Origin of the sequence: Halomonas sabkhae (genome assembly GCF_030409265.1) — a bacterium.
In the GTDB taxonomy this organism is placed as follows: domain Bacteria; phylum Pseudomonadota; class Gammaproteobacteria; order Pseudomonadales; family Halomonadaceae; genus Halomonas; species Halomonas halmophila.
Map to the genome: position 1 here is coordinate 1 of NZ_JAUFPM010000006.1, position 16,393 is coordinate 16,393.

At 58.3% G+C, this 16,393-nt stretch carries 12 protein-coding genes; 2 read left to right on the forward strand and 10 right to left on the reverse strand.

What is annotated here, in order from left to right; genetic code table 11:
• The 7 genes from QWY79_RS04655 to QWY79_RS04685 form a co-directional block, all read right to left on the reverse strand.
• On the reverse strand, positions 1-1,124 hold a 1,124-nt coding region (locus QWY79_RS04655; RefSeq protein WP_290270369.1), incomplete at its 3' end, for a TolC family outer membrane protein.
• Between the two features lie 421 nt (positions 1,125-1,545).
• Positions 1,546-2,154, reverse strand: coding sequence for a fimbrial protein (locus tag QWY79_RS04660; protein WP_290270371.1), 609 nt, complete (start codon positions 2,152-2,154; stop codon positions 1,546-1,548).
• A gap of 205 nt (positions 2,155-2,359) precedes the next feature.
• Entirely contained in the window at positions 2,360-3,385 is a 1,026-nt protein-coding gene (locus tag QWY79_RS04665; protein WP_290270373.1) for a fimbrial protein, read from the reverse strand.
• Entirely contained in the window at positions 3,378-5,984 is a 2,607-nt protein-coding gene (locus tag QWY79_RS04670) for a fimbria/pilus outer membrane usher protein (protein WP_290270375.1), read from the reverse strand. Before QWY79_RS04670 ends, QWY79_RS04665 begins: the two co-directional genes overlap by 8 nt.
• Positions 5,985-6,062: 78 nt before the next feature.
• The gene (locus QWY79_RS04675) at positions 6,063-6,794 is read right to left on the reverse strand and encodes a fimbrial biogenesis chaperone (protein WP_290270376.1); all 732 of its coding nucleotides are present in this window, start codon (positions 6,792-6,794) and stop codon (positions 6,063-6,065) included.
• 81 nt (positions 6,795-6,875) lie between these two features.
• Positions 6,876-7,448, reverse strand: a complete 573-nt coding sequence (locus QWY79_RS04680) for a fimbrial protein (protein WP_290270378.1) — start codon at positions 7,446-7,448, stop codon at positions 6,876-6,878.
• Positions 7,449-8,410: 962 nt separating this feature from the next.
• On the reverse strand, positions 8,411-9,154 hold the full coding sequence (locus QWY79_RS04685; protein ID WP_290270380.1) for a response regulator transcription factor: 744 nt from the start codon (positions 9,152-9,154) through the stop codon (positions 8,411-8,413).
• A 428-nt stretch (positions 9,155-9,582) separates the two neighbouring features.
• Between QWY79_RS04685 and QWY79_RS04690 the strand changes: the two genes are divergently transcribed.
• Entirely contained in the window at positions 9,583-10,842 is a 1,260-nt protein-coding gene (locus QWY79_RS04690; protein ID WP_290270382.1) for a FecR family protein, read from the forward strand.
• Positions 10,823-13,126 (forward strand): CHASE2 and HATPase_c domain-containing protein, encoded by a 2,304-nt coding sequence (locus tag QWY79_RS04695; RefSeq protein WP_290270383.1) that lies wholly within the window; start codon positions 10,823-10,825, stop codon positions 13,124-13,126. The genes QWY79_RS04690 and QWY79_RS04695 overlap by 20 nt, the downstream gene beginning before the upstream one ends.
• Before the next feature lie 24 nt (positions 13,127-13,150).
• Here QWY79_RS04695 and QWY79_RS04700 read toward each other — a convergent pair whose 3' ends face one another.
• From QWY79_RS04700 to QWY79_RS04710, 3 genes are all read right to left on the reverse strand, one after another.
• On the reverse strand, positions 13,151-13,891 hold the full coding sequence (locus QWY79_RS04700; protein ID WP_290270385.1) for an outer membrane protein assembly factor BamE: 741 nt from the start codon (positions 13,889-13,891) through the stop codon (positions 13,151-13,153).
• Positions 13,892-14,024: 133 nt separating this feature from the next.
• Positions 14,025-14,303, reverse strand: coding sequence for a YrhK family protein (locus QWY79_RS04705; protein WP_290270387.1), 279 nt, complete (start codon positions 14,301-14,303; stop codon positions 14,025-14,027).
• Between the two features lie 106 nt (positions 14,304-14,409).
• Positions 14,410-16,305 carry an ABC transporter ATP-binding protein gene (locus QWY79_RS04710; protein ID WP_290270389.1) on the reverse strand — a complete coding sequence of 632 codons (1,896 nt, stop codon included), beginning with the start codon at positions 16,303-16,305 and terminating at the stop codon, positions 14,410-14,412.
• Positions 16,306-16,393 lie beyond the last annotated feature (88 nt).

Sequence of the window (16,393 nt, forward strand, 5' to 3'; positions counted from 1 at the left end):
GTGTCGTTGAAGGCGATCTGGGTGGTCTGGCGCACATCCACGCAGGCCTTGCGGCGCAGGCTGACGGTCTGCTCGACGCGCTCGCTGGCGGCACGGAAGGAGGCCAGGTCGCTACCGCCGCGGTAGAGGTTCATGCTGGCCACCAGCTCGATGCTGCTGCGCGACTGATGCTCGTCGCCGACGAAGCTGCCGCCACTGCCGCTGCCCAGGTAGGTGCCGGTGCGCCCCACCAGGTCGAGCTGGGGATGAAAGGCCGCTTCGCTGGCCTCACGCTCGGCGCGCTTGGCCTGGATGTCGGCCATGGCGGCGTGGAAGTCGGGGTTGCCTTCATAGGCCAGGGTCAGCGCCTGGCTGACATCGCCGGGAACCTGGCCGTCGAAGGTCGGTGCCTCGGCCAGCGACTCCGACGGCAGCTCGCCGACCAGGCGCTGGAAGCGGGCCGAGACGTCATGCAGGTTGGAGGCCTCGGTCAGCAGGTTGGACTCGGCCAGCGCCAGGCGCCCCTGGACCTGTTGCAGGTCGACGCCGCGGCCGGCGCCGGACTCGACGCGCTCGCGGATCTGGTCGTAGATGCGCTTGTGGCGCTGATAGTTGCCGCGGGCCAGCTCGACCAGCTCGCGCCGCCGCTGCACATCCAGATAGGCCCGGGTGACTTCCAGAGCGGTGTTCTCGCTGGCTCCCAGCAGCTCGTAGTAGCGCACCAGCTCGGCCTTCTCGAGGTTCTCCACCTGATTGCTGGTGGCGAAGCCGTCATAGATCATCTGGCGCAGGGTCAGCTCGGCGTACTCGGTGTCGTAGCTGCCGCGCCGGTCGTTCTCGCGGTCCTCGATGCCGACACCGGCGGTGGCATCGAGCTGCGGCAGGAAGCCGCCGCGCGCCGCCTCCGCATCATGGCCCGCGGCCTGAAAGCCGTTCCAGGCCGCCTGGACTTCCGGGTTGGTGGTGATGGCCTGCTTGACCACCGACTGGAGCGTGGACGAGCCAGCGGATGCCGTATCGGGTGGTAGCTGCTGCTGCGCAACGCCGTTGACAGGCAGCAGAAAAGCGACAGAACCCAGAGCAGCAGCACAAATACCCGAGCGAATGACCCGAGCCCCCCGGCCATTACGGTAATGATGATTCATCGTTGACAACTATCCCTTTAGCGATGCGCAAAAACTTTAGATGAGTCATATCAACACCATGAGGCTATGAAAGCCTCACATGCTTTATTCATGACTCAACATAAGCATTTATATATGAGACACACGAAAAGTAACACAAATATGAAAAAGCGCAACTTGGTATAGTGCTAACGAAAATACTCACACCACACGATAACCAAGGGCTATTGATTAATATTTAACGATAGCCATAGATTAAATTTTGCCAAAATAGCTCACCGCAAGGTCATAACACGAGTATGCCAAGAATGAAATAGACTAATACCATTAGAATGATGACAGTAGTGTTTCAGAGGACGCAGGCAAACCTGGCAAACAAAAAGCCCCAAGGGCAAGCATGCCCCTGGGGCCAGGCGGGGAAGACGTCAGTCAGTCCTGAGGGTTACTGATAGATCAGCGTAAAGTCGACAGTGGAAGAGACGACACCGGCAGTCGCCGGGCCACCGGTCGCATGATAGCGGGCAAAGTAGTTCATCGTCACGGCGCCATCGTCGCCACCAACGGCATACCACTCGGCTCCGGCCTGAAGGCCATCGCCACCCACCTCGCTTATCTCTACGGGGGAGCCCTGACTATTGAGCAGCTCGATCTGAACATTAGTCGCGCCATCGCCATCTGAGGCTGTATTGATCAGACGCCCCGTGCTCGAGTCGACTGTTCCACCAGGCTCAAAGTATGCGGAAACATCGAACTGATTTTCGGCATTCGCCGCCATAGGGGAAAGAGAGAAAGGCTCTGGTGTAACATTTCCTATCGTGCAGTCTTCCAGGCTTATACTGAAAGGCGTGGCGCCGGCTGTGGCACCGGCTATAGCCAGTGCAGAAACCGATACGGTGGGCAGGATAACGGTTTTATCCTGGTCGGCAGGCACCACATTGCAGGTGCTGTTTACCACTTTCCCTTCGAAATTAACCGTGCCGGTTTGCGCCGCAATGGCGAAGCCACTCAGCATCATGCCAAGCACCCCAGCACCAAAAGAAACGACTTTCATCGTCACCCCCTGTGAAGCTCTTTAACTTCACTTATCAATTCACCGGATTACTCTAACACTCCCAAAATTCTGGTTAGATGCCGAAAGACTACCACAGAAGAAGAAAAATAAAATTGGCTCAGGGGTTCAGTGAACTAAACAGCACACCCTGAGCCTGACAACACTAAAACACTAGTTAAGACTTTAAGCCTTAACTTCTGATTGTTTACCGATACTCGATAAGAAACTCAGCAGTTGCCTTGGTCCTACCGGGTTCGATATTGGCTTGCGTCTGGTAGTAGCGTGCCTTGAGAGGCAAGGAAAGCATACGGCCATTATCACCAGGAACCAGTGTAGCAACCTGGACCGCCTCCATGTTTTCAATGGTGGAGTTGTCACGCCTGTCGAGTAGCTGTATACCGACACCAGAGGCAGCATCATTGGTCTCCTCCAGCGCTATGACGCCTGCAGGCCCATCCGGGTCCGGGGCATACTCGAAGCGCAGGTCCAGGAAGGCCTCGCCATAATTCGGACCAGTGCATTGCATGCCAATATCGAAGTTTCGCTCGGTATTCGTGGTCCCTACCCCTTCAAACGTGGACTCGGGAACCTGGCCAAAATTTACGGGTATGTTACGGGAGCCAGCATTGATTTCACAGGTCGGCGAAATAATGGTGATGGCATTGGCATCAAGATAAGAGGTCAAGAGGGGCTTGGAAGGCCCATCACCGTCATTATAATAAGTTGTATACTGGCCAGTCGCCAAAGGCCCCGATCCCGTCTGAGGCGCCGTCTTGAAGACCTCAACACGAAAAAAACCATTTCCTATAAAGTATGTACCTTCAGGATCGAGCGTCAAGGTATGTGGATACTCTACAGTTAAATCACGCCCCTGGATGCGACGAGACAAACGTATACCGATACCGGGAACATTGGTGCTGTAAATATTGGGACCCAAGGAGGATGGCTGGCCTACCAACATTTCGCCTCTGGAATACCCCCCGGACTCATCACACTCCGTCAGGACATCACCATCTGCCGGTTTATCATTGATAGGAAACTCTTCGATGGCCAGACGGTCACCAACCTGAGAGTTGGCCGGAACGATAACACGTCCCACTGCCATGTTGATGTTCTGCGCCTGGAACCCATCGACGACAATTTCGCAGGACGCCAATGCGTGTCCCGGAATGAAGGCAGATCCAAAAGCCATCATGGCTGCGGCAAATCGGCAAACTTTATGGCTATTCACAACGAGCCTCCAGATGGGTAATGGCAGAAGCACTGTTTTCGGTGTCTGGCGCTTCAGGGACCTGGTAATTCAGGGTGCAGCTGGACTCATCTCCCTGATCTACCGTCAGGGTGCCCTCCTTCTTCTCTGTACGCAGATAGATACGACCGCCCTGCGCGACGAACCCGACCGGTTCCTGCTGAGCATTGTAGACATCTGCACCAAAGGGTAGCGGCTCACCACTACTGTCATGCGCCTTGATCAATAGCGCCTGGCCAGTATCCGTCTTGAAGCTGAGTTTGGCGATTGCCCCGGCATAGGGTGCCACCTTCTTGCTGCTGGCAAGCAGCTCGACGTTATTGGACATGCCATTGGGATCCAGCTGCACCGAATTGAGGCGATAAGGGGTAACATAGGGCACTACTGCATAGCCGTTACCATCCACCCGCACGCCGACGGAGTTGGTCACACGAGCCCCCTTGGCCTCGGGCGCTTCGACCAGAACCATGGTTTCACCGCGCTGAGGGGTCAGGGTTACACCGCCACTGTGGGCCACCATGGAGCCGGTTACCCCAAAGCCAAACTGCCGGAAATTATCTCCCTGGCTATAGGACCCGCGGAAGGAGGCATAGGGCGAGCTGTACTGTCCGCTGAACTGTCCTGTAGACCCGCCTTCGGCGTCATCACTCACGGACAGGTTGTAGGTCACATTGCCATCTTCACCCGCATTGCCGGCCAGGCCGATGCGGCTACTGTCGTATTCACCATTCAGGGTCGACGTGGAGGTTCTCAGGCTGGGGGTACCCGGGACATTATCCAGCGGCATCGACAAGCTAAGCGTCACTGTGGTATCCGACTCGCCGCGCTCGTTTTCGGACTTGCCAATGTTGAGCCCGTAATTGAGCATCTTGTAACGATTGTTATAGCCCAGCTGATACTGCGTGACTTCGCCCTGTGTATTCCAGAAGTTCCGTGTCGAGCCAGTGAAATAGAGGCTGCCCCATCCTTCAGCGAGTCGTTGATCGAGTGTCAACCGGAACTGGCTTTTCATGCGTCGCAAGTCATCAAAATTGCCGCCAGTTTCCTCGAAATCACGGGCATTCAAGGAGTTTTCCAGGTTCAGGAAGCCGGAAGTCGAGTAGCGAAACGCCGCCAGAGTAAAACTGGTCCCCAGGTCCGCCAGGCGTTTGCTATAGGTGAACTTGTAGCTCTCGCCTTGAACATCATCAAAGCTTTCGAAGTAGGAACGCGCATGCGTCACATCGGCAGAAAAAGCACCAACCGGAGTGCTCAAGGCCAGGCCGCCGACAAATGACTGATAGGCTTCACTCACTGTGACACCGCTGTATCCCGTCAGGCTATTGGTGATGCCATAACGGTAAGTCCCCCGAGTAAACCAGGGCTCCTGATCACTGGAAGCGCTGCGTACCCGACCGGCCGTTACGTTATAGCGCTTTGAACCTGGACGGAGCATGGCCGGAACCGAGGCGAAGGGGACGGTAAAGTTCTGCTCGGTACCGTCCGCTTCAATGACACTCACTTCCAGGTCCCCGCCATAACTGGTCGGATAGAGGTCATCGATGATGAAGGGACCGGGTGCAACGGATGTTTGATAGATTAACTGTCCGTTCTGACGGATTTCGACGGTAGCGTTCGTTTGCGCCGTACCACGCACAGTGGGGGCATACCCCTGGCGGGAGTCCGGAAGCATACGGCTGTCGGATGACAGATTGACACCACGGAAACCGACCGCATCATAGATGTCACCAGACGTATAACTGTCACCCAGCAGAAGCTCACTCTTCAGTGACGGCAGGGGCCGGCGCACAAAGGTGTCCTGTGCATCAAGGTTGGTATCCTGACCATCAACCCTGGATACCGTCGACCGGTGCCGGAACTGCCAGGCACCAAGATTCACACCAGTATCCAGACTCAGGTAGGCAGTGTCCGTCGTGGATGTGCTACCACCGGGCTGATCGGTTTCCGAATGGCGAGCATTGAAATTGTAGTTCAGGAAACCGGCATTGATGCCTGGCTCCCACAGAGAAGGATCCGTATAACCTCTGGCCTGCCGATGCATGTAGGACTGAGGAATGCTGACGTCGAGGCGAAGCTTACTTGTATCCACTTGAACCGCAGCCTGGGATATCCAGTCACCGAGACGGCGACAATCTTCAGAAGAGGTCTCGTCACCAACGTCAAGTTCGGCTGTCTTCACCCCCAGTCCCGACAGATCCTCCAGTGTGAAACAGGTGTGGGCATCACCGCCCTCCTCACCACCACTAAAGGTGAACTGCTGGCGTCCTTGCCAGCTATCGTTGACGTAAACGTCCAGCGAGTAGTCGCCCGCCATTACCGGGTTGCCTGTCGCAAAACGCGAGACATCTGCGCCTTGTGAACCTCCGCGCAGAAACTGGCTGTTGAAGGACGCTTCCTGCCCGGCCCGAGGCGCCTCATTACGGCCTTCTGCATTCTCGCTATTCGTTGATTGAACCACGGAGTTGTCAGCCGCATGGCCAGGCAACGTCGCATTTTGAGCGGACTGGGCATGTACTGCTGTTACCGCCGGCATGAGCAAAAACGAGCTGGCACAGCAAGCGATAATTTGTCGCTTTTCCATGCGACTCACCTTTTTACGTACATAATCCATTCAAGACCCTACCCGGCAGAGAGGGTGGCAAAAGGCAGTTATAAATCACTACCTGCCAACCGAAACATCAGTTTCGACGCGAGCGCCATAATCATTGATGGTCGTCATCTTGAGGCTGCTTATGCTGCTCGGCGCACCGGACGGCAGGTCAAATGCCTTGCTCTCACCAGGTGCCAGCATCCCCTCGCCAGTCGGTATGCTGACTTCTGTGTCATTGGGCAGTAGCAGACGAGACACTGTCACGTGATAAGGCGTCGGGTTGTTCCCACGCAATACGTCACCGCTCACGGACCACTGAACTTCTTCACGTGCATCCGAGACGTCACCTTCGAGCCCTTCGGGCCGATAAAACACCTTGATGCGTGACCGAATAGCCAGTTGCAGAAAGTTTTCTGGAGCCTCACCGTCAGTGGAGCCAGGGTTGGGCGGCACATCCAGAACATTCAACCAGAAGACCGACTCCTGATCCTTCGGAAGCGATTGGCTTCCTGTATAAGAGAGTCTCAGCACCTGGCCCTGCTCGGGCTCTATCCGTGAGATAGGCGGCTGAATGACAAAGGGCGCCTCACTATTATCCGGGCTGACATCCGGATCACCGGAGTCAACCCAGGCTTGAACAAGCGCCGGCTCCTCGCTCGAGTTCTGCAATTGCACAGAAACCTCTCGCTTTTCCGCCGGGTATATAACCCTTGTGCCTCCTATCACCACGCTCCCCTGCGCGATGCTGATGCCCAGCAGCACGGTGGACGCAGTAATCAACGAAACAAGCAGACGCTTCATGCCATCACCCGAGTTGTATCAGAGAAAGAAGTATCAAGGACCAGGCCCCAGAGCCTGCGAAAGGCTCCGGGGCCCGCACCATTACTGGTAAGTGACCGTGAAGTTCACAGAGGAAGCAACGGTACCCGCGGTGACCTGATCATTCATTGCATAATACTGAGCAAAGTAATTGATCGTGGCGGTTCCATCACCGCTTGCACCGTTGGGAGTGACATCAACCCACTCGGCACCGGATTGCAGACCGTTGGCGCCCACGGGAGAGGACAGGTCAATGGCATTGGTCTGGCTGTTCAGCAGCTGTACCTGCACGTTGCCGGCCGCCTCTGCGCCAGTATCGGTATTGACCAGGTTACCCGAGGACAGGTCAACGTTCGGGTAGGGCTCGAAATACGCCGAGACCTGCTGGTCGTCTTCAACACTGCAGTTTTCCAGGTTGATGGCAAAGGCCGTCAGACCACTGCTTGTCCCCTGACCACCGAATGCGTTGGTGGAAACGGTCGGCAGCGTGACGGTCTTGTTCTGGGAGTCAGCCGCCACGGAGCAGGTGCTGTCGGTGATCTCGCCTTCAAAGTCGACAGTTCCGGCTTGCTGGGCCATGGCGGAGCCACTCGCCATCAGGCCAAACGCGATGACGCTGGAAGAAATGATTTTCATGCGCATTGTCTGTACCTTCAAAAAATCTTCTTGAGAGTTCCAGCCTGCCCAACTTTTCATATGGGCTGGCTTTGCATTCCTTGCTAATAAAGCCACTTAGAAGGCCTATCTAAAGAGACCACTAAATAGCGTCGAAATATTAGCATAGAAGCCGGAACTGTAAACATTAACAAAGGTTAAATTAAGTACCAGACTCACTAAAACAAACAAACTAAAAAACACTCACACTCAAGACACCAACTTATCTAGTAAAAGATTAAAACCCTTTATTATCAATATGATAGCCTTGCCTAAAACAATAACCCCTTTACCTAACAAGCGCATTCCCCATACACATCAAACCAGAATCAAAGCAAACTATAGAAAGTGCGCATACATCTATAAGAGAAATCCTACAAAATGCAAACACAAAACTTAAGCACCACCACGAAAAGGGTTAAAGGGGCTGGAGGAATACCCCAATAAGCAACAACTTTACTCATACCAATATTTCATAACTTATGGCACTTGCCCGAAACTGCATAAACTGCAGACTCGTACAGTCAGGCACGTCCACGCTATTCCTGGATCAGTACGAAAGGGTGAGGGCCAAGCAGATATTGGTGACAAAGCGGCGAATGAGCTGCTGTGCACCTCATGACCGGTATTTTTGTGTGAAAGGATGCAGTACGGGCATCGCCATGACCTTTGCTGAAACCGAGGATCAGCTCCGGCAAGGGTTGCTCCTGAGCTCCAGGTGAAAGGGGCTAAGTCAAGGGGAAGGCGGTATGGGCCCTGGATGACAGGTTGTCGCGTCAACGGCGCTGACATGTGGTGCGCATTAGCGCAGCAAGCCGACACAGTAGCCGATGGAGCCTTCTCGCCATGGTTCAGAGAAGCATCCAACACGGCGTAGTGGGCCATGACTGCAGGATGCATGGGTCATGGCCATGTCTCTGTGTCACACAGAGGAACTCGAGCCTCTAGCCGTCAGCCTCCAGGCGCTGCAGCCGATATCCGTAGCGATAGACCGAAGCCAGTTTCCAGCCATTCTCGGCATTGAACCCCAGCTTGCGCCGCAGGCGATAGATATGTACGTCCAGAGTCCGCGACATGGGGCTTTCTTCCTGCCCCCATACCGACTCGTACAGGTAGGAGCGACTCAAGGGCTGGTTGATATTGCGCAACAGCAGGAGGGCCAGCCGGTACTCCTGGTGCGTCAACTTGACCGGCTCACCTCTCACGGTGATCGACTCTTCCTTGGGCAGGACCTGAACTTCTCCCAATTGAAAGGGCTCGAGTCGGTTTTTGCCGCCAACATGCCGTCGCCGGAGAGTCGCCAGGACGCGCGCGATCAGCTCTTCGGAGCGAAACGGCTTGTTGACGAAGTCCTCTGCGCCGGCCTTGAGTGCCTCGACGACATCCTGTTCAGCATCACGACCGGTTACCATGATCACGGGCGGCGGCGACTGGAAGTACTCACCCATCCAGCTCAGCACATCTGGACCATCCATGTCAGGCAACATCCAGTCCAGCAACACCAGATTATAGGTATTGCGCTTGATACCTCGAATGAATTCACGAGCATTCCGGTAGCTGTCGATCTGCCAGCCGTTTTCGCTTCCGGTGACACGCCATTCCTGCGGGCTACGCTCGGATGCCATGCGCAACAGGTCGACAAGCTGCTCTCGGCACACGGAATCATCTTCGAGGATGGCAATGAACATCGCGATAGGCTCCCAAGCCTTGTAACAACCGTTTACTTTATAGAATAGAACAGCGGGCAGTATAGCGAACTAACGGCGGTGGCAACATCCAGCAAATGCCGGGAAGTACTGCGCTGGCGGAAAAAAATGCCTGACTAGGCGTCAGGCAAAAGCAGGGAGCCATGGATAGGCCATGGCCCAAGCATGATAGAAAACACCATCCGGGGTGTTAAGCAGGTCCAGAACAAATATTGTAAACCCGCTGTGGCTGACGATAACGCCAATCACGTGCCCGTGTCCCTCACAGACCTACATCCGACAAACCCACCAGCCTCAACTCAAAAGTGAACAAACATCAACTCGCTGCATGACAACGCCATATCATGACGTATCCTGTATCGCAGATATCACGTTTCTCTAGAGCGACACAGTGCGCAGGGACAAGAATGATGAGCCATTGGCACAGATACGGTATCGCGGGTTCCTGTCTGGCGACCCTGATACTGAGCCCGGCGGCAACCGCCGATAAGGAGACACAGCGCTATCGGGTGCAACCCGGCGACACCCTCTGGGAGATAACGGAACGCTACCGCGGTATCCCGGAAGAGTGGACGATCGTGCGCGACACCAACAAGGTAGTGGAGCCACGACACATACAGCCCGGCGATATTCTGGAAATCCCTCCGTTGCCGGAGCTCTCGGCCGAGGTGCGTCATGCAGAAGGAGAAGCCTGGCTATTCAGGGCTGACGGCCAACGGATCGCGCTCACCGATGACATGACGGTGGCACCGGGAGAGACGGTAGAAACCGGGACACAGGCCTTCGTCTCGCTGAACCTGCCTCACGGCGAAAATGTGGTGCTACCCTCCCGCTCCAGAGTCACCCTGAAACAGCAGAACCGTCAGGATTCCCGCTTGTATCTGGAGCGCGGCGAGGTTGAAGCCCGCGTGCCACCACAACGCGACCAGGGCGAAGTGTTGAGTATCGATACGCCCGCCGGAATCGTTGGGGTGCGCGGTACCCACTTCCGCGTTGCCGGAGCGGACGATGGCACCCGAGTCACGACGCTTGAGGGTGCTGTCAACCTGAGCCGCGAATCCAGCTCCCGGGACATACCCGCCGGGCGGGGCGCCCTGTCACGCGCTGATGCCGGCATACAGGAAAAGCAGTTGCTGGCCGCCCCCGAGGTGAAGGAAGAAGCCTTCTCGGTCACTCAACCCTTGACGGTTACCCTGTCCTCTCTGCCCGAGGCCGAGTCCTACCGAGTACAACTGGCCAGAGATCCCGACTTTCAAACCATCTTCCGTGACAAGCGCGGCGAGTCACCCAGGATGACGTTCGCGTCGGTGCCACGGGGCTTCTACTATGTCCGCGGCTCTGCCGTCGATGAACTGGGGCTGGAAGGTCGCTACGATCGGGACCTGGTGCTGCATCGCCCTGTCGAGGCAAGCCTACGGGTCGATGGCCAGGACTACACCTTCGAGTGGACCGAGATCCCGGATCTGAGCTACCGGCTGGAACTGGCGGAAGAGGCGTCATTCGAGGACCCCATCATGAGTCGTTCCTTCACCGCCAATCAGGGCGTGACGCTGCGCAACCTGCCGATCGATGACTTCTTCTGGCGCCTGCAGGTGGCGCCTGCCGACACTGACACGACCGGCGCCACCCTGGTGGCCTCCGGGAGGCAAGGTGCACCAAGCCAGCCATAGCCTGTTTCGCGACCTCACCCGAACCTGGCTATTGATCGGCCTGGTACTGCTGGCCGCCACCTGGTGGGCGGGCCAGCAGCACTGGATGGCCGATCATGAGTTGTATGACCGCCTGCTGACCCGGCAGGACTTCGCCACCGACGATGACATCCTGATCGCGGCCATCGACGAACGCAGCCTGGAAGCGCTGGGCCGGTGGCCATGGTCCCGTGACGTTCATGCCCGCTTCCTGGACCAGCTGGACGGCATGAACGTCAATGCCGTGCTGTTCGATGTCGTGTTCGCCGAAGCCGCCAGTGGCTCACAGGATCAGCGCCTTGCTGCTGCGCTGGAGCGTTACGGCCATGCCTTCCTGCCAGTCATCCACGACAGCTCCCCTGGCCGCCTGTCGGCATCGACCTACCTGCCGCCCATTACGCCCCTGCGCGAGGCGGCTCGCGGCATGGGGCACATCAATATCCGCTCCGACCGGGACGGCATCGTCCGCCATGTCGCGCTATATCGAGACGACATCCCCCAGCTCACGCTGCGCCTCTACCAACACCTGGCCTCCCGGGGGCTGGTGTCACCCGAAGGGGCGACCGAGTCCTTGCTGGAGCAAGACACGCGTCCGGATGTCCGCATTCCCTATCGCGCCGGGGCCCTCCATTACCCCCGGGTTTCCTATGTCGATATCCTGCAGGGACGCATCCCGCCTTCCCTGCTGGAAGAGCGTATCGTGATGATCGGAGCCACCGCCAATGGCCTGGGGGACCGGCATCCAACGCCATTCGGCGGTGATGGCGGAGGCATGCCGGGCGTGGAAATCCAGGCCAACCTCCTGAACGGCCTGCTGAATGGCGACATCATTCGCGAGCCCCCGGCCTGGTTGACCTCTCTGCTCTCCATCCTTCCGCTGCTGCTGTTCATGGGGTTGGTCTGGGTGTGCAAGTTTCGTCACATGGCCAAGTTGACGCTGCTGGTCATGTGCCTGGTCATGGCAGTCGCCTGGGCATTGCTCGCCAGTGGTTGGTGGTGGCCGCCCCTGGCTGCGCTGTGCTCGGTTATCATTGCCTGCGTGCTGATCAGCTGGCGCTGTCAGGCCACCGCTCTGCAATGGTTTCAGCAGGAAATCGACCGCCTGGAGCAGGAGCCCAGCCTCATTCCCGAACCCGAGCCGGCACAGCAGGCAGAATGGGGGCTGGTGCTCCATCAGCGCCTCCTCTCTCTGGAGCGCGCCATTACCCGCATCCACGACACCCGCCAGTTCATCGCCGACTCCATCGACTCGATGCCGATTGCCACCCTGGTGGTCGATGTACAGGGTCGTATCATCCTGCCCAGCCACCAGGGCAGACGCCTGCTGCAACAGCATCACGTCAACGCTGGCGGCAATGTCAAGGACCTGCTGGCCAGAATGACGGCGGAAGGCCCCGCCTTTGCGCAACAGGCACCGTCGGAAGACGACGAGCTCGCGGCCCTCGAGGACACCCTGTACACGAGCCAGGATGAACGCCACTACCACCTCAAGGTGTCGTCCCTGGTGACTGCCGTGGACGCTTTCGAGGTCGGCTGGTTGATCGGTTTTGTCGATGTCACCAGTGAGCGCCAGGCCGAAGAACAGCGTGCCAGTCTGCTGCGCTTCCTCTCCCACGACCTCAAGGCACCGCAATCCAGCATCCTGGCCCTGACACAGCTACAGCAGAGCCCGGAATCGCGTGTTACGGAAGAAGTGCTGCTGGAACGGGTCGCCCAGCAGGCCCGCAATGCGCTGTCGTTGACCGACAGCTTCATGCAGCTGACCCGAATCGAGTTCGGTGCCATGGAGCGTGACTTCCTGCTGCTTTCCGACGTGGTTCTCGAGGCCATCGACCAGGCCTGGCCCAAAGCCCGCCAGCACGGCATCCGCATCGACAGTGATGTCGAGGATGAAGGCCCCATGGAGGGCGATCGCGCCTACTTGCTACGGGCCATCTACAACCTGATAGATAACGCCCTGAAATACAGTCCGGCTGACACTACTGTATCGATCACCGTCAGGGAGACATCGGACCATTTGAGCATCGAGATCCAGGACCAGGGGGTGGGTATTCCACCAGAGGACTTGCCGACCATCTTCGACAGCTATCAACGCAGTACGGGCGCCGACCTGTCGGCCGGCTACGGACTCGGGCTGGCCCTGGTCAAGTCCGTGATCGAACGCCATGGCGGCACCATCGAGTGTGACAGCACCGAAAATGTCGGGACCTGCTTCCGACTGCGCTTCACGGCGCGCCCCGAGTTGCTGGCTGAAAGCCCGGCCTGAAGGACCGACAGCCCAGCTCCCTGCTCAACGCCCGCGAACCTGAATAACGAGTTGCGCCATACGCTCGCAACGGCTGACTCGCTCGACCGCATCACAGGGCGAGACGCCGCTGTCTGTCAGCGTGATGTCGGCGGTTCCAGGCTCATACGCGGACGAAAGGAAGGCCTGTACACTGCGCCTCCGTTCGGAATGAGTCGCAGCCTCCGGATAGCTGGCAACAGCCAGCGAAGGCGAACGAAAATCCCGCTTCAGCAGCCTCGTGAACTCCTCCAGCAGGCGTCGTCCCTCGGCCGTCAGTTCGCCGTCTTCGGTAAAGGAGCTCTCGAGCGGCAAGCGATAGTTCTGGACGACGCCCTTACCTTCGATCGGCTCGGCCTGCCAGTTCGAGAAACGCAACTTGCAACGCGCACTGCGCCAGTCGGCGCGCTCGACACGCCCCTCGCTATCGAAAGCCAGACGATACTGGCACCGCATGGGCTCATGATCTCCTCGGGCCTCCAGGTCGAACAGATAGTGCCACGCGCGCTCCTCGGCGAATCCCGCAGAAAAATGCGGCGTGCCCAACAGCTCGCGCACCCGGTCCCGACCATCCCCCGGTTCGATGGCCATGACCGCCTCCGGAGACTCGAGTGTCCCGGGCCTGAAGTACGCATTATCCGGTTCGGGGAACGCCGCTTGCGTCGTCGTCGTGCCGGCACAACCACTCAATACCCCGGACACCATCACGCAGACGGCACAGGGGGCGATCTTCATCACTTGCATCATGTTCACTGGAAGTCCTCCCACGGCTAGGCAATGACCGACAAAGGCCGACGCTGACGGTCCGGCGCCAGACATGCCGAATGATTCTTGAGGGGCTTACTGGCAACGCCCCGTGGTGGCACTCGCAACCCCACCCTCACTGATGCCATTGGCTATTCGGGATGCGCTGCAAGTGCAGGTGGCTCGTCAGCCGAATACTCGGGCGCAGCAGAAACTGCACACTACCGATGATAAACAGCCATATCGCCAGGGTTTCATGACGGGGAAACAGGAACAGGACGCTGCCCGCCAGAAACCAGATGGCGACGAGAAAGTCATTGGCAATGCTGAGTGTCTCATAGCGCCTGCGAATGACCAGTTCCTCGTGGCCGATTCTAAGCGTCAGGGGGTCATCGATGCGTGGGGGCTTCTCCATATGGGTCTCCTCGTTTCATCACGCTCTGTGGATGCTGGCCGCCGTCCGGCTGACGCCCGGCTTGATATGTGCCCGACGACAGCACTCGAGTGGAACGGCTCGCGTATCATGGCGTCGCCGTCTCCATGGGCTGACCACCGTCCAGCTCGGTGGCCTGCGAGGCATCGAGCCCCAGGAAGCCACCCGATTGCCGATGCCACAGCGCGGCATAGAGTCCATCCCGAGCCAGCAGTTGCTCGTGGCTGCCCGTCTCGACGATACGTCCTTCATCGATCACCACCAGGCGATCGAGCATGGCGATGGTCGACAGGCGATGTGCGATCGCAATGACCGTCTTGCCTTCCATCAACGCATAGAGCTGCTCCTGAATGGCCGCCTCGACCTCGGAGTCCAGCGCCGAAGTCGCCTCGTCGAGTACCAGGAGCGGAGCATCCTTGAGCAAGACCCGAGCGATCGCGATGCGCTGTCGCTGTCCGCCCGACAGTTTTACGCCACGTTCACCGACATGGGCATCCAGTCCCCGACGCCCCTGGGGGTCGATCAGGTCATCGAGGAAACTGTCGGCATGGGCCTGGCGCACCGCACGCTCGATCGCTTCCTCGCTGGCCTCCGGGCTACCATAACGAATATTGTCACGCACCGAACGGTGCAGCAGCGAGGTATCCTGGGTCACCATGCCGATGCGACGACGCAACGACTCCTGAGTCACGTCGGCAATGTCCTGGCCATCGATGCGGATCGCCCCGCTCTCCAGGTCGTAGAAACGCAGCAACAGGTTAGCCAGCGTCGACTTGCCGGCGCCAGAGCGACCGATGATACCGACCTTTTCGCCCGGCGCGATGGTCAGGTCCAGGCCGTCGAAGACGCGGCGCGCCTCGCCATCGGACAGCTCATAACCGAACCGCAGCGCCTCGAAACGAATCTCCCCCCGGGGCACATCGAGCTCACCGGCATCCGGCGAATCCAGTACCGCCGGTGTCCGCGCGATGGTATTGATGCCGTCCTGCACGGTGCCGATGTTCTCGAACAGGCTGGCCACTTCCCACAGAATCCAGTCGGACATGAAGCGAATACGCATCACCAATCCGATCGCCACCGCGATCACACCCAGTGACACCGCCTCCAGATACCAGGCCCCCACCGCCATCGCAGCGATGCCGACGAGCAACAGCGAGTTGAGCAGCGTCAGGCTCACCGACAGCCGAGTGGCCAGGCGCATCTGACGGTGCACGGTGTCCATGAATCCCTCCATGGCATCACGCGCATAGGCCTGTTCACGGCGTGTGTCGGCGAACAGCTTGATGGTCTGGATATTGCTGTAGCTGTCCACCACCCGGCCTGTCATGCGCGCCCGGGCATCGGCCTGGGCCATGGACACATCGCGCAACCGGGGCACAAAGAACCACATGATGGCGACGTACCCCGCCAGCCACACCACCAATGGCGCCATGAGCCAGGGCTCGGCATTCCCCAGCAGCAGCATGGCCCCGGTAAAATAGACGGCCACATAGACCAGTAGGTCCATCAGCTTCATGACCGTCTCGCGGATCGCCAATGCCGTCTGCATGACCTTCTGCGACACACGACCGGCAAACTCGTCCTGAAAGAACGCCATGCTCTGGCGCAGCATATGGCGATGCGAGAGCCAACGACCGAGCATCGGATAATTGCCGAAGATACCCTGATGGGTCAGCAACGACTGCAACAGCACCAGCAAGGGCAGTCCCACGACAACCAGCAGCCCCATGCCGGCCAGGCTCCAGCCGTGCTCGGCGAGGAAGCCGTCGCGCTCGGCACTGGACAGCCAGTCGACCAGCTCGCCCATATAGTGGAAGAACACCACCTCGGCGGCCGATACCAAAGCGGTGGCCAGCGACATGGCCAACAACAGGCCGGCCACCGGCCGGGAAAAATGCACGATGAAGGGCAATAGCCCTCGCGGCGGTACCCGCGGTTCGCCTTCGGGGTAGGGATTAACCAGATTTTCGAAGTAACGGAACATGGCGACGCTCTCGAAAGAAGGGCAGGACGGACAAGGCGAGCCTGCAAGATAATTCCTTAACCTAACCTGGGGTCAAGAGTCTGATCCG